A 19,347-nucleotide genomic window follows, 5' to 3' on the forward strand; every position below is an offset into this window, starting at 1 on the left:
CCAAAAAACAATCAGAACTATTTTTTAGGCACTTAGCTATATGTTTTCAAAAAAATTTAGATCAGTTTTTAGCTCGGGACTATGATCGAATACATTTTGTGAAAATAGAAATTTATATTCGGCAATCTTTATTTGCGGTATTTTATCAAAAAGCGATTTAGACATTGTCCAAAATTCTAATCGCAAAGTCAATAAATCACTAATTTCTTTAAAAATTTCTTCTCGATTAGCTGTTTTCATTATTTCGATAAAATTACTGGTCCAATTACAAGGGTAGTCTTTATGAAACCCGATTATTACATAATTTTCATTTTCTTTCGGAAATAAATTGATGAATGAGGTTGGAACAATTTTATTTTCATTTCTCCATTTTTCATAATCGTTATCTTTTGGAATTTCAAGATTTCCAATATTTAGAGGAACTGAAACACATAGATCTATTTTAGGAATTTTTATAGTTTCAAAAATAAATTGATCATAATTGGAGGAAATTATGCATTTTTCTAATTCAGTTTTAAAAAAAGTTAAATTGCTTATACCATCAATAAAGCCATCAGACAGTGAAGTAATCAACGACAAATATTGATAAGGAAAATGTGGTTTTAAATCAATAATCCATTCATTTGCAATCTCTTTTCGCCTAATCTCTTGGCATAATCCACGATAACAAAACAATGCTTGTTGAGCTTTATTTTGAAAATCAATTTCATTTTCATTTTCGATTGATTTAAATACTTCCGAATCATGGTCACTACAAAATCCCTTAAAAGTATAAACATCATTTATACCAACTAATTTGAAATCTGAAATCCCTTTTTCTTGCATTTCAAATGGATTTGCTGAGACCAATTGTATTAAATGATTGTTTTCAGAAATTTCTCGAAGAATTCCATTTTTTTGCAATACGTGGGATTTGATTGCTTGATTAGAACAATTATCAAACATGCATTTGCGTAATTTTTTCTCCGCTTTTTTTTTGACTTCTAAAAGTATTTTTTGCATCATCTATTTTTAACTTGTGCATAAATTATTTATACGAACCATAAAACAGTATAATATTATACCCTACAAGCTTCGTGTCATAAATTTACTAATTCATTCAAGCTAATATAATAAATATCTTGGTTTCAAATAATTAATTTCAGACAAGTTAGAGAATATCTATTTTATTCTACGAGTGTAAATGTGCATTTTTAAGGATAATTCTATTTTATAATTCATTTAGAAAATCTTTAGCTGGAGTCGTTTTTAAATTTCCATTTTTAAAGAATTTCATTTCTTCCAACCCTGTTTTAATATTATCTAAAATGTTATCATTCTCAACTAAGTTAACATTTAGCGCTTTTAGAACCCTTTCAACCGTTAAATAATCTTTACTCTCAAAATCTTTAATCAATAAACCTAATTCATCATCTTCGAGTATGTCTGATTCTGCATGAAATATCTCCATATACTTTAGAAAAGAAGCCACATCGAACTGAAACTCAAAAGTTGTTTCGATAAACTCCTTCCCCTTTTCATTATAAAAATCTTTCATTTCCTGATATGAATTTAAAAAATCCTCTACAGCTTCTTTTACAGTTTTACCAGTTCCGTGTATACCGTAATTCAAGGTACTATTTTCAATATACACGCTATAAGTTCCGTCATTACCTATTTCAATAAACGCTTTTGTTTTCATAAAACTTGTTTTCATAATTCTTAATTGGCCAGCTGTAAACACTTTTTGTGTTTTCACGTTATTTTGTGTTTCTGTAGCTTGTTCCTGGTTCTCGTTTTAACGTTATTTTGCCTTCCTGAAGAAAAGATCCGGAATAGCTTTTCACGTTATTTATTCACGCAAACCATTTTCGCAATCATTAGAACTGACTATGAGATGCAAAAAATATCAATCTACTAATTTCTCTAAAATAATTTCTTTTCTATACGCATTAAAAGAGATTGAAAAAAAATCATTAAATTTTGTCATAAGTTTTTGCCTGCTATCTTCATCTTGATTTTGAGCATAGTAATTATAAAAACTCACTAATTCTTTGAACGAATTAATTTCGGAATTATACCCATACAATTGAATTAGTTTATTAATTTCAGATAATATAGGTCTAACATCATGCTTTATAGCAGATTGATTAGTAAACTCCCATAACTCTAATATTTTCTGAAATAATTCGAATCTATATTCAAGCCTCTTTTCCAATCGTTTTGATTTCAAAGCTATTTTTGGGGAAAATAGTAGGCTAACAATTGAAATTATAAAGCCTATTCCTCCTAATACTAATGCTATAATATTTGAATCATCCATAGATCTGTAAAATTGTGATTTTTTTTAGGTTAATGTTGTAAATATAAATTATAGTAATTATTTATACAGTATATTTTAAATAATCATCTTTTAAGAATATGATTTAATACTTCTTCGGAAGTAAATGTTTTCGCTATTCCATTTTTCACAGCATCAATACGATTTTGTATCTTTTCTTTATATTCAGAAACAGTTAAAGGGGTTCCCCTTGTAGTATATCCAACGATTTTTTCATCTTCTTTTGAGGCTAAAAAACTAGTACTGTTTTTTAAATCTTTATTCATTATAATAATTGATATAAGTAATCAGAATTTTATTTTTTTAATCTTACGAGTGCAAATGTGCATTCACTTTTGGCAATCTTGTATGGTGCAAAAACTCAATATGCCTTTTCAATTAAAAGAGTTTAATTGAAAAAGCATGTTTATTAATTATCCTGTTTATTCAGATTCAAGATAGTACGTTACTATTCTGTTAGTATAACGTTCGTCGTAGAAACTAAATTTAAGTGTTTGTCTTCCGTCCTTGTAGCTGACAAAAACGTCTGTAAGCTCTAAAAACTCACTTTCCTTTTGTCCTTTGTGAAATATTTCCATAGAAATAGTTTTTTTTGCCTTGTCATAGATGTAATTAAAATAATCGTCAGAAGGCTCTAAGGCATTGCTACAAATATCAGAACCATCAGCCCAAATTCCTTTATTACCATTATTAAACGAAAAAGTATCATCAAAACGACAATAGCCACGGTCTTTTTCTTTACTCATATCTGTATTAGCAACTCCATCGTTGTCTAAATCAACAGGTAAATCTGTTATAATTGATTTAATTTTGTAAGAGCCTGCTAGTTTTGGCTCTAAAACATCTACTTCTTTGGTGCAAGCCATTAAAGAAAATATTATCATTAATATTCCGATTTTTCTAATATTTTTTTTCATCTTTATTATATATAATTATATTGTTTACTTAATCTATTTAATTGGTATAATATCTTAATCCAATTCCTGCAAACGGAACAAATTTTCCTAGATCTGAATTAGCATGATAATACTCGTTTACTTTTATGAAAAGCGTTGTTCTATCATTAATAAGGTAGTCAAAGTCTAATCCCATATAAGCCCCGTAAATGAATTTTGATTCGTCCAAAATCAAACTTCCATTGCTTAAATTTAAATCTTTGTTACCGTTCACTATTTCGTAGCCAAGTACTACACCGCTCCCGAAGACAACCCCAAATTTTCTGTTTTGAGTAAGATACAAGGGAACAGAATACCCCAAATTAAGCGTAATGTCGTTGTAACCTATTTTATCTTCTCCGACTTTGTATTTAGCATCGGTTGCAAGAATAGAAGCCGAAATTGAGTTTCTATCGTTGATGAAATAATTATGACTAAGCATAACACCGTAACCATCCTGTGTTGCCCCAATGCTAACACCAAAAGCATTTTTGTAGGTCTGAGAATATCCTACAGCACTTATTAATAGTGCTCCTAATAACAATTTCGTTCTTTTCATTTTTCTGATTGTTTTTAATTTATAATTGATTTAAAAATTTTTAACTTGAAATTATTTCTTTGCATTCTGCAATGATTTTAAAGTAATTCTCTTGCATTATGCTTTCGCTTATTGGGATTTTCTGATTGATATATTTCCCTTTTATCTCGTCTCTTAAAAATTGAGTTTTTAAAAATTCTCTCGGGCTTCCTTCAGCTATAATACCGTAGAACTCTCCTTGCGCTAAATTGACTATGTCGCTAATTTTTACACGATTTCGTTCTTGTATATTTTCGCTAGTACCTGAACTGGTATTACTCCCCAAATGGACGAATTTGCCACTGGTGCCATCGCCTGAACTTTTTGATGTAAATACTTCATCTTTTTTACTAAAAATATTTTGAACTGCTTCCGCTGTTTTATAATTGGTAGTCCTACCAAAGAACTGATTCCCTAGGTTTGAAATAACAACTTGAGCTTTTCCTTCGCCGTATTTATCTGCTAATTGAGCATAATCTTGGACTCCAAATATTGTAGAGATTTTATTGCTCCTTGCTGTAGCAGGAATTTGTTCAATATTTGGAATGAAAATTGTTGGAGCCTCGTCTAATAACACAACTGATTTTTGCTGATTTGGTTGATTCATTTGCCTAAGTGCTACAGAAATAATAAGCGAGATTGCAGGAGTGTAGACGGTAGGTAATGTACTGTCATTCCCAATACATAGAAATTGAGGGTTCTTGGGGTTATTTAAATGCAAATCAATATCGTTGCTTGACAGAATCCAAAAAACATCAGGAGCATTAAGAATAGATAAAGCATTTTGAAGGGTTGCTAGCATTCCTGCAATTGTACGGTCTGCATTTCTATCAATAGATTCCTGCAATGCAGCTAACATACCTTTTGCTTCGGGGTCTTCCGATATCTTCTGAACTAAAACATCAAATGAAGTTTGTACTATAAATGATATCACATGTGGTAGCGTACATATATCGGGATGCTTTTGTCTTAACCACCAAATGACAGATACTAAAATATTCTTGGCACTACCAAGCCAAAAATCCATTTTCTTAATTGATTCAGGCAAAAGATTGTTGATAATAACCTGACTATACTCATTTGCGATCGCAATTTTGGTTAAATATTTTGGATGTATGGGATTCACTCTGTCACTTAATAAAGGGTACTTAAAATCGATATTTTTGACTTTTATTGAAGTGTTTTCATAACTTAAGAAAATTTTTTCGGTGAGTTCGGGACTTTTAAAATCATACAATACTCCTGTAAAGCCTTTTTCTCCAATCTGCTGAATGACAGGTTCAAAAATACTAGCTGATTTTCCTGAACCTGCTCCACCCTGAATATAGATTCCCCTGTACGGATTATCTAAGTTTATTTCACCTTTATTTGTTTTGAAAGTGAAGCCGTCATCTTTTTTGGACTTTTCTTTAACCTTATTAAATTTTTCGGTTTGAGATGTTTTCTTTAGGTTTTTAAATTTTAATAGATAAATCGCATAAAAAACAGGAGTTATACAGATTAGTGCCCCAGAATCTCCAATAAGTGTGCTCAATAATTTTCCTGACATTGCAATCAAAAAAATGATTAAAATATTGTTGATTATAGTACTGATAATCACTCTTGGAAATCGCTTTTGTTTGGCATGATAAAATGAAACATAAACTATCGAGGGAATACATAAAATCACTCCAAAATTTGCCCAATATGGCATCTTACTAGCTACAAATTTTGAAAACAGATACAAGAAGTTATTATATCCATTTGCAAAGTAATTTGGCTTTAATTCCTTTAATTGAAAATTATAAGAATCAGTCCACAAATTAGTTATAGAGAACCCAAATAAATGGGTTTCCAAAAGTATTACACTTGACACTACAGAAATAAGAAAAATTGCTTTTAAAATTTTACCAATAATACCTACAAGTGTGTTTACTTCCCCGATGCTAAACCCGTGATCTGCCATGTTATATCGTTTTAAATATTAATATTAATAGAATTGAAAACAGTAAGATTATTGTCAAAATCAGTAAAATGTATGTTCCTAATCTTTGTTTTTTGTTTTCGTTATCTTGATTATGCTGTAACTCTTGAATTTGATTTTTTTGAGCTGTAAATAGCTGATTCCAGTGCGATATAATTTCTTCAAGACGCTCAGTTCTTGGCTGTATTTCAATTTTTTCCGCTTTGTCCATACAGATAGAAAACTCCTGTACTAAACTTGATTGCTCCGAAACTAATTTTTCTAGTTTTTTAGTTTCATCAGCGATGATTTCCGCAACTATTTCTATGTTTTTCATCTATCTAATTCTAATTTTAAATTATTGTTTGGTTTTTCTATTAGAGAGTCTTCAAGTTTTTGAAGGTTTTTTGCGTATTCAATGTCTTTTGAAATTGAGTCTAAACGTTCTTCTTCAGTATTTTTCATCTCGACCTTTATCAGTGGATTCTGTACATCTTTTATATATTTAAATTCCTCTTTAGTAATTTTCTGTTTTCCTAATACTTGAGCAACTGATTTAGTTCCATTCCTACTGAATTGACTTATTTCTTTTTTAATTTCTTTCGGAATTGTGTTGACTAAGTTTTTATTGGAATGGCTTTTTGATATCTTGTTTCCTTGTACACGTTTCAGGGTAGTATCGAGATTGTGATTTAAGTCGTTTTTTAAGCCACTTTTTATCAAATTGCTAGCTGACATAGAACGGTGTATTTCACTAGCTTTAAAATCATTTTTTGTTTCCTTGTCTAAAATCCTAAAACCTTGAATCTGCCCTTGTTTATTTATGGTTGGTTTTACTTCTAATCCTTTTAAATCCATTTGATTAATCCAATTTTGAAAGCTTTGAGGGTTTTGCTTTAAAACTTCCTGATGCTTTTTATAGATTTCCGCTTTGATTTCTTTTAGCTCATTTCTGTTTTTTTCAATGTTTTGAAACATCCTGTCCCTTGCTGAAATCAATCCTTTTTCTTTCGCTATTTCATTAGCTTTTTGAGAAGTCTTTTTCCCGATAAAGGAGTCTTTATAGGCATTGCCTTTGTTGTCAATTCGGTTTACATATATATGTAAATGGTTGTGGTCTCTATCTTTATGAACGTAGGCAATATGCTGGTGCTCTTTTAAATTCATTTTTTCAAGATAACTTTCGGTGATTTGCTTAAAATCTTCGTTTGTTAATTTTCTTCCGTCTTCAGGCTCTGGACTTAGTACAACTGAGATAGTATTTAGTCTCGTATTAGAATTTAGATTTTGATATATCTTAAACTCATTTTCAATTTCTAATCCAGTACTACCAATTACATTGTGCCTAGTGATTTCTTCGGCATTCAATTTGTCTTTTCCATAGTCAATTGCATTTGATGTGTGTCCGATGCTTTTAGCTTTGCCTACCATCACTAAAAATTTTTAAAACTGAATCAGTTTGTTTAACTGTTTTCATTACCTCAGAGGCAAACAAAGAATCTTTATCTTTTAGAAGGTTATTAATTTTGACAAAACCATTTCGTATGTAATGTAGATTTTCAAAAGCTTTTAATTCTTCCTCCGTAAAAACAGATTTATTTTTACGTTCTAAGGCTACCATTCTGCAAAAACTAGCAGTATTCATTTTTCGATTTTTTGCTTTTTTTTCAATGATTTTCTTCTCAATGGTTGTAGTTCTGAACATTATAATTTTTGTTCTTGCTTGACTCATAATCATGATTTTAATTGTTGTGTTTTTCATTTGCGACCATCGGGAGAAAATGCAAGATATGTTTGTAGCGATAGCGGAAAACACATCTTGAAATTCTAAACTTTGCGTATATCACTATGTGCATATAAATTCGGTCAAATCTTGGAATTAGATTATTTTCCTTTTGGAAAACCTCTTCGTTTTAGTTCATTTTTTAAAGCTCCAATGAAATATCCAGCGGGGTTTTCAATTGCTTTTTCATCGACAGTACATTGCACATCAATAATAAATTTTAAGAAGTCATCCCTCATTACATCATTAGCAAATCGAATCAATTTCTCATTGTTTTTGAGCCCCTCATTCGTGAAGTTTAAATTCTCAACCAATAAAGTTTGGATGTAAATATTTATGTTCGCTAGTTCCATTTTTTCTAATATTTGATTTCTAATTCATATATTGAAAACCACTCATTCAGGTCTTTGTATCCTTTATATTTTCCTCTACAATCAATTGAATTTGGAAAAGCTTCTTTGATAATTTCTGTGTATTTATTTCCTGCAGTGTCATTATCTAAATACAATTCAATTGTTTGGTAGTTTTCCAAAACTGATAAGTTTTTAGTTATCAATGCGACAGAATTTAAAATGAGATAATCCGATTGCTCCAGCTTTTTATTAACTCTGATTTGACTAAAGGAGAGGTAATCAAAAAAGCCTTCATGCACTCTTAATATTTGAGATTGGTTTGGAATTATAGTAACATCTTTTTTACCTAAACAGATTTTCGCATACTTTGAGCGAATTTCAAAACCACCACTTCTGTTTTCAAATCCTATCGCAAAATATTTCTTGTGGTTGATGGTATAATGAACCTCTTTTAAATTGTTCTCTGTTTGAAACTTGGTAATGCCTCTGCTTTTTAAATATTGAATTAATGCCAAATGCTTAATTGGGATTGTTTTTTCGATATTATTCTCATTGTTTTGCTCTTTAGTTGGAGTCTCAAAAACTTGCTTTTGAAAAGAAAAAAATGAATCAAACTTTTCTAAATAACACAAAGCTTCAGTAACATTAAATCCGAATTTTTCAATTACAAAGTCAATTACATTACCTCCTTTTTGTTCGCCGTGGTCAAACCATCGATTAATCTTTCTATTTAGTTTAAAAGAAGCTGTTTTCTCAATCCTAAACGGACTTAGATACCAAGATTCATTTTCATTAGATTTTGTCGGCTCACAGCCTAAATTTTGAAGAACTTTTTCTATTAATATTTCTTTTGCTTGTATCGTATTCATGGCTGTAATTTTATGAGTTAAACTGATATTGATTAGTTTTTTTCTTTTCAAAAGCTAAAAGGCTAACCTGTTTTTTACGTTTTCTTCTTACCTACTTACCTAAACCAGTATTAACAAGGGCAGTAAGATGATTTGAGCTTTTTTTATGATCTTACCTATCTTACCCAATAACCTCATAAATAACTGATTATTATTGCATTATCATTTTAGGTAACTTAGGTAACTTTAGGTAAGATTAAACTTTATTAAGTTACCTAGAGAATGCTTGTGTTTATAAGGTTTTAATGAATTTTAGGTAACTAGGTAAGATATAAAGAGTCTTTTCTGTTGGTTTTAATTCATTGGAAATAGAGGTAAGGGTATAACCATATAGCCATAAATCTGTCTTCCTCTGTCTTTAACTCTTTCAAAGCCTAATCCTGTCATAGCTTTGCCTATATTAATATGATTGAGTTTAGGGTATTTAATTGATAAATAATGCAACACATCACTTGAGGTCATAAACTGAGCTTCCTTTGGATCTTCGGGTATTTTGAAATACTTACTTATAATTTCGTGTTCTGCGGATAACGTTTTATATTTAGAATTTCGTTTCTCGTTATCTTCAATGTCTTTTTTTGACAATTCGCAATTAAAATCTGTTTTCAACAGAGCATAAGCTTGCGCCCAAACTTTATTGATGTCAATATCTTTACTATATGCAAAATTTATTTGTTCTGTGAGTTCAAAGCATAACCAACGCACGCTTCCAGATTCGTCGTTTAAGAAAGTAGCTTGATTGGTGCTCCCAATGAATGAACATATTCTTGATAAAATGGTGTTTTTGCGATCATAGGGTAATCGTTCATTAATAACTGTTTTTGTGAAATAGGCTTTTAGATGGTTAATTTCTTGTTTTGATAAAACAGCTAGCTCATCTAAGTTTATTAGAAAGTTCTTTGCTAATAGAATTCGAGCATCTTTATCGTTTGAAATATCTTCTGCTATATAATTTTTTAAGGCGGGTGGGCAGATAAATCTACAAAACGATGTTTTTCCACTGCTTTGTGCTTTTTGTACTATTACAAAAGCTTGTTTGTTAAAATATTCTTCATCAAACACACATTTTACACAACGGACCAACCATTTTATAAAATGATATTCAAATTGTTTTTGATCATTGGTAGTTAGATAGCTACATAATTTTTGAATGTGTGGTTGTTTATCCCATTCAGGCAAAGTCAAAAAATATTCTTTGATAGGGTTGAATTTTGCCACATAATCACTTCGTAGAAGTGCTAAAAGATTAGAAATAGATATTTTTATACCTGCCTTTTGTAACTCTATGTACAAGGAGTTTTCGTTTACAGATTTAAATTCTTTATCTTTTTTAGATTTATACTCAACATCTAATGCGATTTCATTATATCTAAACTCATATCTTTTGAAGTAATTTTCAGTCATTTCGAAAATGTTCGATACAAAATCACCATCTTCTTCTTTTTTATTTTCCATTTAACTATACTGATATGGAAAACTTTGCATAAATTTGCATCGTCTTCAATTAGAAAAATTATCATAGACGTAAAAAGCTTTTAGCGAGGTGTTTTTACGTCTTTTTTCTTTTACTAGTTTTCTTTTAAATTGTTCGTTATGGCTTTTGAATAAAGGATAATAACAATGCTGTTTAAGATTGCAAATGCTGGCACTAAGGGAAAAGGCTTATATTCATAGTTAAACAAGAAGAAAATTTGAACTATTGCAAGTGAAAGAAATACGCTTACAAGTACTAACAATTTGATTGTTTTAGTTTCCATAAAAAATGATTTTAAATTAAAAATGAGGTAACAGGTAAACAAAACCTTACTTATGATTATGTTTTTTGCCATATTCTAGAAGCTCTTTCTCAGAATAGAAATATCTTCCGTTATAATTGTAGTGTGGTAAATCTTTCTCTTTTCTCCAGGTAATAATAGTCGGAAGGGAAATATTTAAAAATTTGCAAGCTTCTTTTTGGGAAATTAGGTCTTCTTTCTGAGACTCATTTGAAGATTTTGAAAGTTGAAGATTCTGTACTTTACTAAGGATTATTTCTACAACTTTTTCTAAATCTTGTTTACTGTGGGAATACAATAGTACCGACATAGCTTTACTTATTTTTAGTTAGTATTAATGATTTTATTAACACTGTAAAATTCCAAATAAGAAAAGGCTTAAATTTTAAAATCTTTAAAATTTAAGCCTAATCAATTAAAAATAAGTAAGTTATATTGTAGTTTTTAAGTTTTAGAAAACTCTTTTTAATTTAAATTTTAGTAATTTTCAATGGTTTTTAGTTCTCCTAATTCGGGAAGAGTTTTGTTTATTATTCTTGCAATGTCTTTTCGCTCACATCTAAGTGCTTTCCTATTAGCAATTAGAATATTTTTGAATAATTTTATATGAAGATTGAAAAAAGATTTATTTATTATTTCACGATGTTTTAAGCTTTTACCCGCTGAATTTTTAAAATTCTGGCTTACAAAAGCTCTAATGTCATTTTTTTCATCATTACTTAATTTGATATTTTTAACACCAAATCCTTCAAAAATCTTATTAATCAATTTTCCTTCATTAAAATTTCCTGTCAAACTAATTTTTTGAGCGTTTATAACAGTATGTTTTTTAATTAGTTCTTTAACAACAAGCTCAGGAGATTTTGATTTTCTAGCAGTTTCAAACATTCTGCTTCGGATCAAATAAAACAACTCATTTGCTGACATACTTTTTTTATTCCATCCATAAAGACAAACAAATTCTTCTTTATCCAATCGAAACAGAGCTTCTTCTAGATTATTGGTAATCATTTTTTCAACATTATATAGATTCGTTATACGATATCCACTCTTCTTAATTTCATTAATAATTACGCATTCCCATTCGAACTGGTCAAATAAAAACGGAGAAATTCCTAGTAGTGAAGGGTTGTCGAAGATCGTTGTTTTTCTATTATTTAAATAACTTGAAAAGGAATGCAGTCCAAAACAATATTTTATCTTATTAATAAGGTTTATTCTTAATTCAGAGAAGATATTTTCAATCTCTTTTAAAATATCATTTTTTATATTTTTGGTTAAATCCTGTTTATCGATATTCTCTAACATTTTTATTTCTTCTATTGAATAATGAAAAAATCTATCTATTAGATTGTATTTTCTGCCATCACGAACAATATTTTCAAATTCAATCAATATTTTAGGATATTTTTCTTTCAATCCTAATTCATTTTCATTGTTTTTACTATTTCTCATAATTGTTCCATTTGTCCATTTGTTCATCAGTGTACTCTTCTGTAATCTTCATATATTTATCTAAAACAGCATCTTTTTTAATATTCGCAATCTTTTTAATTGCTTTCGGTTCCATGCCAAGTAATAAAGAATTTGTGATAAAGGTTTTTCGGGCTGTATGACTAGTAATTAATTGATATTTAGGTAATGTATTCTGAATTTTCTTTGTTCCTATGAATCCTGTTATTGTTGTCGGTTTATTAATTCCAACTATCTGACAACATTCTTTAATGTAATCATTAAATTTTTGCATTGATATAGAGGGCAATGGTTCATAGATTGTTCCTTGATATTTATCTAATATCTCTTTAGAAAACTTATTCAGTCTTATAATGTGGTTTTGAGTTTTTGTTTTTTGAATTGAGATATTAATATGAGTTTCCGTAATATTTGCTTGATGTAACTGTGACAAATCGGAAAATCGAAGTCCAGTAAAACAACCCATACAATAAAAGTCTTTAGTGTGGTTTAGTCTTGAATTTTCGAAGTCATAATTATACAACTGCATTAATTCATCATGCGTAAGATAAATAATATCAACATCATGCTCTATTCCTTTAAACTTCTCAAATTCTCTAAGATTGTTGTAACCTTTGTCTATACACCACTTTAAAAAGGACTTTAAAACGGCTATTATCTTTGCGAAATAGTTATTCTTAATCTTCTTCTCGAAAAAAGAATATTTCATTAATTCTTCATAAAAAATATTATCAATTTTATTAAATGAAATTTTGAACCCTGTTTCATTCTGAAAAGATTGTAAATAACCTTTTATTGTTTTCTGCGCTTTTATTGTGTTATAGGCTTTGGATAATGAACCCGACAATAAATATTCACCAAAACATTCAAAAAAATCAAATTCAGAGTTTATTTTGGTTTCTTTGGATTCATACTGCTCCAAGAATTTTTCTTTTGAGAAAGGTATCTTATTTGCCCTGAAAAAGAAAAAAACATCATTTACTTTCGATTCAATTCTTTGTAATTCATCATTAATGAATTGATAATTATTATTTTCTTCCTTTTTTAGATTAGGTTTTATTCTTGAGCCTGTCCAATAGATTTCTTTGGTACTAACACCTACATTCTTTCTTATTCTAATTCCTTCAGCTCTAACAACAAACTGAATTGGGATTAGTCCATTTGATGTTATTTTCTCTTTCCTTAGTTCAAAAATCACTTTCATTCTAGCTAAAACGGATTAAATTATAATAAAGGGTGGCTAAAAAGGTGGTTTATTTTGATTTTAAAAGTTGAAAAAACTAAGAAAAAAATCCTTTCCGCACTATATCTATCTCAAATATAGCAATAAAAAGAACACTAAAGACAGGTGAAAATAACTAAAGTATTAACGGACTCCGGCTCCGGGTACTTAAAGCCTCTTCTGTTTAGAAGGGGCTTTTTTTGTGCTTTATAAATTTTGAACTTGATCTTTGATTTGAATATTGCCCGCGGTTTCAACCGCGGGTTTTTTTGTTGTGTTTGTGTGGGTTTGCAGCCTATTGATGTTGTGAAGGGGTGTGTTCTTTGGTGAAGAGGTGAATTAGAGTTCTTGGAATTTTGAGATAACGGCTTGTGTTGAAGTAATGTAAAACTTGTTAACTTTGAGTATATGAATAATAATCTAGTTATGAAAATGGAAAAAATAGAGCATATCAATTATATTAAAGCGCCTATCGCGGAGGTTTATAAGGTATTGACGATGCGGGAAGGTTTGGCTGCTGTCTGGACGGAGGAATTGATTGTTAAGCCGGAAGTGGGTTTTGTCAATGAGTTTGGTTTCGGAGAGGAGGATGTGACAAGAATGAAGGTGGTCGAATTGTTTCGTGATAAAAGAATAGTGTGGGAATGTGTGGAATCAGATCCGGAGTGGATTGGAACGGGTATTTCGTTTGATCTAACGGAGAAGGATGGAGTAACGGCGGTTGTTTTGAAGCATTTTGGCTGGCGTGAGCTAACGGAATTCTATCAATGGTGTAATTACAACTGGGCGATGTTTCTTTTGAGTCTTAAGGGTTATTGTGAGGATGGGGAGGGTACGCCTTATCAAAAGCGAAAGTTTTAGATTGTGATCCTGGTATTGCATAAAATAAAAGAATAAAAAAAAACCACTTACGTTTGTAAGTGGTTTTTAGTAAGCTCCCCCTCTTGGGCTCGAACCAAGGACCCTCTGATTAACAGTCAGATGCTCTAACCAACTGAGCTAAGGAGGAATCACCTTAAAGGTAAATATGTTTGCTAAAAAGTTGCTCCCCCTCTTGGGCTCGAACCAAGGACCCTCTGATTAACAGTCAGATGCTCTAACCAACTGAGCTAAGGAGGAAGTTGCTGTTCTTTTTAGCGAGTGCAAATATAAGACGTTTTTTAGTTTCTCAAAAATATTTTGGCACTTTTTATTGATTTTTTTTTCTATTTCACAATTGCCTTATAAATGTCGTTACCATTAGCAAATAAAAGCAGTGCTATAAGTAATACGAAACCAACCATTTGGGCGTTTTCAAGGAATTTATCGCTTGGTTTTCTACCACTAATTATTTCGTATAATAAAAACATTACATGACCACCATCAAGAGCAGGAATTGGCAATAAATTCATTACTCCAAGCATAATTGATAATAAAGCAGTGATCGACCAGAAGGTTTCCCAGCTCCAGCTGCTTGGAAAAATGTTGAAAATAGCTGCAAAACCACCCACTTGTTTGTAAGCTTTCGTTTCAGGATTGAAAATCATTTTAAGTTGTTTTCCGTAACCTACCAACTGATCTTTACCTTTTGTAAGTCCAACCGGAATTGATTCTAAGAAAGTGTAGCTTTTTTTGCTTACCTTATAGTATCCTAATTTTTCTAAGGATTCGATATTCAAACCTCCAACGCCAACACCAAGTTTTCCGGCTGTAGAAATTTTAACTGTAATTGGTACTTTCTTTAAATCACGTAAAACAACAGCAGGAATAGTTTTGCCTTTGTTGCTTTCTAAAATTGTTTTTACCTGATCATAGTATCTTGCGTCCTGACCGTTAAGGCTAACAATTAAATCTTTTGGTTTTAAAGCTGTATTTCCGGATTCTTCCGTAACACTTGCCACTGCAAAAGGGATTCTCATGTCTACAAGATGTGCTTTCTCCTGTTTTGACAATTGATCGACAAAGTCAGTTGGCATTTTTATGGTTTGTTGCTGTCCGTTTCTTTCGATTAAGATTTCTTTGGCCATGATAATTTTCATGTTGATATCATTATCAAAATTTTCGATTTTTTGTCCGTCAACAGCCAGGAATTTATCTCCGGTTTTGAAACCTGTTTTTAGCATTACAGGGTTTTCAACTAAAACACCATCTTTCAGATCCGCATTGGCTACATAAATATCACCGTAAGCAAATGCCATTCCAATGTAAATAATAAAGGCCAGAATAAAGTTTACCGTAACACCACCCAACATAATAATTAAACGTTGCCACGCCGGTTTCGAACGAAATTCCCAAGGTTGTGGAGGAAGAGCCATTTGGTCCTTGTCCATACTTTCGTCGATCATTCCGGAGATTTTTACATAACCTCCTAATGGCAACCATCCGATTCCGTATTCAGTTTCGCCAATTTTCTTTTTTAAAAGTGAATATTTAACATCAAAAAATAAGTAGAATTTTTCGACTCTTGTTTTAAATAATTTTGCGGGAATAAAATGCCCTAATTCGTGAAGAATAATAAGTAAAGATAAACTCAATAGAAATTGAGAGAGTTTGATAACTATATCCATTTTGTATTTTTAGTTCGTATTTAACGCACAAAAGTAACGTTTCTATTTTAATTTGATAGTGCAATATAATACATAAGGTTTTAAATGTTTGTTAATACTTCATTCTTATTTTTCTGAAACAGAACTAAAGTCTTCTTCATAAAAATGAAAGAGATAATGTTTTTTTCTCTTGCCTTGTGATAAAAAGATACTTGGGTGTAAAATAAGTCTTATCATGATAGTTTTATGGCTTATTGAGGCAATTTGCTGCAAAAATACTTTGTAATTTTCCTACTTTTTTATGCCGTTGCTTTCTTATGAAGAAGAAAGAACTGGTGTTTAATGATTTTATGTTTCACTTAATTTTATTGCAGCCGATGAGTTTTATAGAGAAAATAGAGCGAATGAAAAGGATTCATCAGTTAATCTGTGAGGAGAAAACAGGCTCGCCGGCTGCTTTTGCAAAAAAAATGCTTTTAAGCAGAAGCCAGCTTTACAATGAATTGGAAATAATTAAAGGATTTGATGCGCCATTAAAATATTGTAAAAAAAGAGAGAGCTTTTATTATGAAACTTCCTTTGAGCTAATAGTACATTATTCGCTCAGTATAATTAAAGACGAAGAAAGGAAAGAAATTTTCGGAGGTTAAGAGTTCCGTCCAATGTTATTAGACGGAAGTATTGTAAGTTTGTTCTTATGAATCAATTCTCGAGAAAATGATTTTATTGAAAAGATTAATGAACGGTCTAAATTTAAAATTATGAATTTAGAAAATTTGAATTTAGTGGAGCTTAGTGCTCAGGAAGTACAAGAAGTTGATGGGGGTTATTGGTGGCTTTTGGCTGAAGTTGCATATGAATTAATGTATTCGCAGGATGATGTCAAAAAAGGCTATAAAGCAGCTAAAGAACTTTTTGAATAAAAATTTAAAACTTAAAAAAATGGAAAATTTAACACAATTAACCACAGAGGAAATGAATCATATTGAGGGAGGTTCACTTATCGGATTCGTGCTTGGATTTACAGGATATTTATTAGAAAGAGCTGCTGATAGTATTGCTGCACATCCAGTAGGAGGTGGTCATCATTATGAAATTTAGTTTAAATTATTAGAATTGTAGCAAAAGCATTATCCTTTTAGTAACATTACAAAAAGGATAATGCTATTTTTATTAAATATGAAAAAAATAATAAACTTCTATATTCGTGCTTTTTTAATTATATCTTTTATATCGATACCTTTTATATTTATTGCTTTTGAAGATTTTAGAATAAATAGTTTTAGTTATAAAATGTGGATTGCTACATTTTGCCCACAATTAATTTACATTGTATACCTGTTTAGAAAACAAAAATGGTATCAAAATTTTAAAAGTAATTTTTTTAGTAAAAAAACTAATTATTGGTTAGTTGTATTTACATGCTTGATATCATTTATAGTATATTTTTTTCTGATTATATTTAAATGGATTAAAGTAGAAAGTACTGTAAATTGGGATATTGAAATTATTGGCTATTTTATCTTAATATTTCTTTCGGCATTATTAGAGGAGATTCTATTCAGATATATTCCGTATAAGATTCTGATAAAAGAAATTTCAATTAAGAATATAGTATTAGTTTCGGTGTTTTTTAGTTTCTTTCATTTATTTAATCCTAATATCAATATTATAGGTTTGATTAATATTGTGGTGGCAGGAGTTTTTTTTAGTTTGATATACTTAAAGAGTAACTCAATTTTTTTATGTGGCTTTATCCATGCTTTTTGGAATTTCTCGATTGGTTGTTTGTTAGGGAGTAATATAAGTGGTTTAAAGGTAACGAGCGTTTTACAATATTATCCTGAAAGGCCTTATTTTTTAAGTGGAGGTGATTTTGGGTTTGAAGGATCAATTATAACGACCATTGTTTTTTCAATTTCCAGTCTTTTCTTATACCGATTAAAGACAAGCGAGATCTTCGGAAATAAATGAAAGAAAGTTTTTTATAGTGAGTAGAATAACTTTTCTCCTTATCAAAATAATTAAAAATTATTAGAGTGTGATTTGAAAACAAAAACAGTTAAAATAGTACTCATTGTGATGTTTGCAGTTGTCTATTTAATTAAATCTATTATTGAACCAAGATTTAGATATTCATATTAGTGAGGACATATTTAAAAATAAAAGAAGAATGTACTTCGGTTTTGATCCAATAAACACGCTGAAAAATCTTGTTGTTAAAACATACTGGTTATGAAAAAAGGAACGATCCTGGAATCTGAAAATCGTTTTGAATTGTTGCATCTGGAATATTATGCTCTCTGGAACAAGCGAAACTTGTTTTAAATGTTTGTTAATTAATAAACATTTGAATTTTTACTTTTAAGCAGATACCGTAACTTTACTTTTTAGAGTACCGTCATAGCCAACAGGCGGTTTAAAACAATTAAAAGTTACAATATGACCTCATTATTATTTGCTCCCTTAACCATAAAAAAGATTACTTTAAAAAACAGAATTGTTATTTCTCCTATGTGTCAGTATTCGGCAATAGACGGATTTGCAAACGATTGGCACTTGGTTCATCTGGGCAGTCGTGCCAGTGGCGGAGTAGGTTTAATCATCCAGGAAGCTACCGCAGTTTCTCCTGAGGCAAGAATTTCTCCTTCTGATTTAGGTTTGTGGAAAGACGACCATATTGAAAAATTAAAAACAATTAACGAATTTATTCTTTCTCAAAATGCTGTACCCGGAATTCAATTGGCACATGCCGGACGAAAAGCAAGTGTTTCGATTCCATGGGAGGGCAATAAAAAATTAGATATAGGACAAGGTGGGTGGCAGACTGTTTCGGCAAGTGCGATCCCGTATCATGATGATGAACCTTTTCTTCCTGAAGCTTTAGATAAAAATGGAATTCAAAAAGTAATTTCAGATTTTAAAGCAGCAACAAAAAGAGCCGTTAAAGCCGGTTTTCAGGTCATGGAAATTCATGGAGCGCACGGATATCTGCTGCACCAGTTTTTATCACCTTTAACGAATGTCAGAGATGATGAATATGGTGGAAGTTTCGAAAACAGAATCCGTCTGACTTTAGAAATTGTTGAAGCTGTACAATCCGAATGGCCGTCTGATTTGCCTTTATTGGTTCGAATTTCAGCTACAGATTGGGTAGAAGGAGGATGGAATCCGGAGGAATCCGTACAGCTTTCAATACTCTTAAAAGAAAAAGGTGTTGATTTAATTGATACTTCGTCAGGCGGATTAGTTTCGCATCAGCAGATTCCTTTACAGCCCAATTATCAGGTTCCTTTCGCAGCCAAAATAAAAAAAGAAGCTTCTATTTTAACAGGGGCTGTCGGTTTAATTACAGAAGCTAAGCAAGCAGAAGAAATTTTGGAGAGTGGTCAGGCCGATGTGATCTTGTTTGCCAGAGAATCGCTCAGAAATCCGAATTTACCTTTAGATTTTGCTAAAGAATTAAACGACGATATTCAGTGGCCAAAACAATACGAAAGAGCGAAAATTTAATATTTTATTGCCGCAAATTCA

23 protein-coding genes and 2 tRNA genes are annotated in these 19,347 nt (G+C 30.6%); 6 read left to right on the forward strand and 19 right to left on the reverse strand.

Going from position 1 to position 19,347, the window contains the following annotated elements; genetic code table 11:
• Positions 1–36: 36 nt before the first annotated feature.
• From B0A80_RS05455 to B0A80_RS05535, 16 genes are all read right to left on the reverse strand, one after another.
• Positions 37–1,005 carry a hypothetical protein gene (locus B0A80_RS05455; RefSeq protein WP_089058920.1) on the reverse strand — a complete coding sequence of 323 codons (969 nt, stop codon included), beginning with the start codon at positions 1,003–1,005 and terminating at the stop codon, positions 37–39.
• A gap of 205 nt (positions 1,006–1,210) precedes the next feature.
• The gene (locus tag B0A80_RS05460) at positions 1,211–1,681 is read right to left on the reverse strand and encodes a hypothetical protein (RefSeq protein ID WP_123922195.1); all 471 of its coding nucleotides are present in this window, start codon (positions 1,679–1,681) and stop codon (positions 1,211–1,213) included.
• A gap of 207 nt (positions 1,682–1,888) precedes the next feature.
• Positions 1,889–2,302 (reverse strand): hypothetical protein, encoded by a 414-nt coding sequence (locus tag B0A80_RS05465; RefSeq protein WP_089058918.1) that lies wholly within the window; start codon positions 2,300–2,302, stop codon positions 1,889–1,891.
• A gap of 83 nt (positions 2,303–2,385) precedes the next feature.
• Complete coding sequence (locus B0A80_RS05470) at positions 2,386–2,586, reverse strand: hypothetical protein (protein ID WP_089076680.1); 201 nt, start codon at positions 2,584–2,586, stop codon at positions 2,386–2,388.
• A gap of 156 nt (positions 2,587–2,742) precedes the next feature.
• On the reverse strand, positions 2,743–3,204 hold the full coding sequence (locus B0A80_RS05475; protein WP_123922194.1) for a hypothetical protein: 462 nt from the start codon (positions 3,202–3,204) through the stop codon (positions 2,743–2,745).
• Between the two features lie 70 nt (positions 3,205–3,274).
• Positions 3,275–3,814, reverse strand: coding sequence for a conjugal transfer protein TraO (locus B0A80_RS05480; RefSeq protein ID WP_089058915.1), 540 nt, complete (start codon positions 3,812–3,814; stop codon positions 3,275–3,277).
• 40 nt (positions 3,815–3,854) lie between these two features.
• Positions 3,855–5,777, reverse strand: a complete 1,923-nt coding sequence (locus B0A80_RS05485) for a type IV secretory system conjugative DNA transfer family protein (protein ID WP_089076682.1) — start codon at positions 5,775–5,777, stop codon at positions 3,855–3,857.
• A 1-nt stretch (position 5,778) separates the two neighbouring features.
• The gene (locus tag B0A80_RS05490) at positions 5,779–6,111 is read right to left on the reverse strand and encodes a hypothetical protein (RefSeq protein ID WP_165768080.1); all 333 of its coding nucleotides are present in this window, start codon (positions 6,109–6,111) and stop codon (positions 5,779–5,781) included.
• The gene (locus tag B0A80_RS05495; RefSeq protein WP_089076683.1) at positions 6,108–7,205 is read right to left on the reverse strand and encodes a relaxase/mobilization nuclease domain-containing protein; all 1,098 of its coding nucleotides are present in this window, start codon (positions 7,203–7,205) and stop codon (positions 6,108–6,110) included. Before B0A80_RS05495 ends, B0A80_RS05490 begins: the two co-directional genes overlap by 4 nt.
• Positions 7,189–7,506 (reverse strand): plasmid mobilization protein, encoded by a 318-nt coding sequence (locus B0A80_RS05500; RefSeq protein WP_123922193.1) that lies wholly within the window; start codon positions 7,504–7,506, stop codon positions 7,189–7,191. Before B0A80_RS05500 ends, B0A80_RS05495 begins: the two co-directional genes overlap by 17 nt.
• A gap of 152 nt (positions 7,507–7,658) precedes the next feature.
• On the reverse strand, positions 7,659–7,910 hold the full coding sequence (locus tag B0A80_RS05505; protein ID WP_089058911.1) for a hypothetical protein: 252 nt from the start codon (positions 7,908–7,910) through the stop codon (positions 7,659–7,661).
• Between the two features lie 5 nt (positions 7,911–7,915).
• The gene (locus B0A80_RS05510) at positions 7,916–8,830 is read right to left on the reverse strand and encodes a toprim domain-containing protein (RefSeq protein ID WP_165769224.1); all 915 of its coding nucleotides are present in this window, start codon (positions 8,828–8,830) and stop codon (positions 7,916–7,918) included.
• A gap of 282 nt (positions 8,831–9,112) precedes the next feature.
• Entirely contained in the window at positions 9,113–10,273 is a 1,161-nt protein-coding gene (locus B0A80_RS05515; RefSeq protein WP_089058910.1) for a VapE domain-containing protein, read from the reverse strand.
• Positions 10,274–10,621: 348 nt separating this feature from the next.
• Positions 10,622–10,903, reverse strand: coding sequence for a helix-turn-helix domain-containing protein (locus B0A80_RS05525; RefSeq protein WP_089058909.1), 282 nt, complete (start codon positions 10,901–10,903; stop codon positions 10,622–10,624).
• A gap of 167 nt (positions 10,904–11,070) precedes the next feature.
• On the reverse strand, positions 11,071–12,048 hold the full coding sequence (locus B0A80_RS05530) for a hypothetical protein (RefSeq protein ID WP_123922192.1): 978 nt from the start codon (positions 12,046–12,048) through the stop codon (positions 11,071–11,073).
• Entirely contained in the window at positions 12,038–13,270 is a 1,233-nt protein-coding gene (locus tag B0A80_RS05535) for a site-specific integrase (protein ID WP_089076685.1), read from the reverse strand. The genes B0A80_RS05530 and B0A80_RS05535 overlap by 11 nt, the downstream gene beginning before the upstream one ends.
• Positions 13,271–13,696: 426 nt before the next feature.
• Here B0A80_RS05535 and B0A80_RS05540 point away from each other — a divergent pair, with 426 nt between their 5' ends.
• Positions 13,697–14,149 carry an SRPBCC family protein gene (locus tag B0A80_RS05540; protein WP_233430712.1) on the forward strand — a complete coding sequence of 151 codons (453 nt, stop codon included), beginning with the start codon at positions 13,697–13,699 and terminating at the stop codon, positions 14,147–14,149.
• Between the two features lie 74 nt (positions 14,150–14,223).
• Here B0A80_RS05540 and B0A80_RS05545 read toward each other — a convergent pair.
• The 3 genes from B0A80_RS05545 to rseP all read right to left on the reverse strand — a co-directional run bounded on the left by B0A80_RS05545 (position 14,224) and on the right by rseP (position 15,834).
• A tRNA-Asn gene (locus tag B0A80_RS05545) sits at positions 14,224–14,297 on the reverse strand.
• A 36-nt stretch (positions 14,298–14,333) separates the two neighbouring features.
• Positions 14,334–14,407, reverse strand: a tRNA-Asn gene (locus B0A80_RS05550).
• A gap of 86 nt (positions 14,408–14,493) precedes the next feature.
• The gene (gene rseP / locus B0A80_RS05555; protein WP_017494544.1) at positions 14,494–15,834 is read right to left on the reverse strand and encodes an RIP metalloprotease RseP; all 1,341 of its coding nucleotides are present in this window, start codon (positions 15,832–15,834) and stop codon (positions 14,494–14,496) included.
• A gap of 296 nt (positions 15,835–16,130) precedes the next feature.
• Between rseP and B0A80_RS05560 the strand changes: the two genes are divergently transcribed.
• The 5 genes from B0A80_RS05560 (at position 16,131) to B0A80_RS05570 (ending at position 19,326) form a co-directional block, all read left to right on the forward strand.
• A complete protein-coding gene (locus tag B0A80_RS05560) occupies positions 16,131–16,463 on the forward strand; it encodes a hypothetical protein (RefSeq protein ID WP_233430713.1) in 333 nt (110 codons plus the stop codon).
• A gap of 111 nt (positions 16,464–16,574) precedes the next feature.
• Positions 16,575–16,736, forward strand: coding sequence for a hypothetical protein (locus B0A80_RS20945; protein ID WP_017494546.1), 162 nt, complete (start codon positions 16,575–16,577; stop codon positions 16,734–16,736).
• A gap of 52 nt (positions 16,737–16,788) precedes the next feature.
• Positions 16,789–16,914, forward strand: a complete 126-nt coding sequence (locus tag B0A80_RS21070; RefSeq protein ID WP_262487638.1) for a hypothetical protein — start codon at positions 16,789–16,791, stop codon at positions 16,912–16,914.
• A 78-nt stretch (positions 16,915–16,992) separates the two neighbouring features.
• Positions 16,993–17,787: a CPBP family intramembrane glutamic endopeptidase gene (locus tag B0A80_RS05565; RefSeq protein ID WP_165769225.1), complete on the forward strand. Its 795-nt coding sequence runs from the start codon at positions 16,993–16,995 to the stop codon at positions 17,785–17,787.
• 468 nt (positions 17,788–18,255) lie between these two features.
• On the forward strand, positions 18,256–19,326 hold the full coding sequence (locus tag B0A80_RS05570) for an NADH:flavin oxidoreductase/NADH oxidase (protein WP_089076687.1): 1,071 nt from the start codon (positions 18,256–18,258) through the stop codon (positions 19,324–19,326).
• Positions 19,327–19,347 lie beyond the last annotated feature (21 nt).

The sequence above is a fragment of the Flavobacterium tructae genome (assembly GCF_002217475.1).
Classification (GTDB): domain Bacteria; phylum Bacteroidota; class Bacteroidia; order Flavobacteriales; family Flavobacteriaceae; genus Flavobacterium; species Flavobacterium tructae.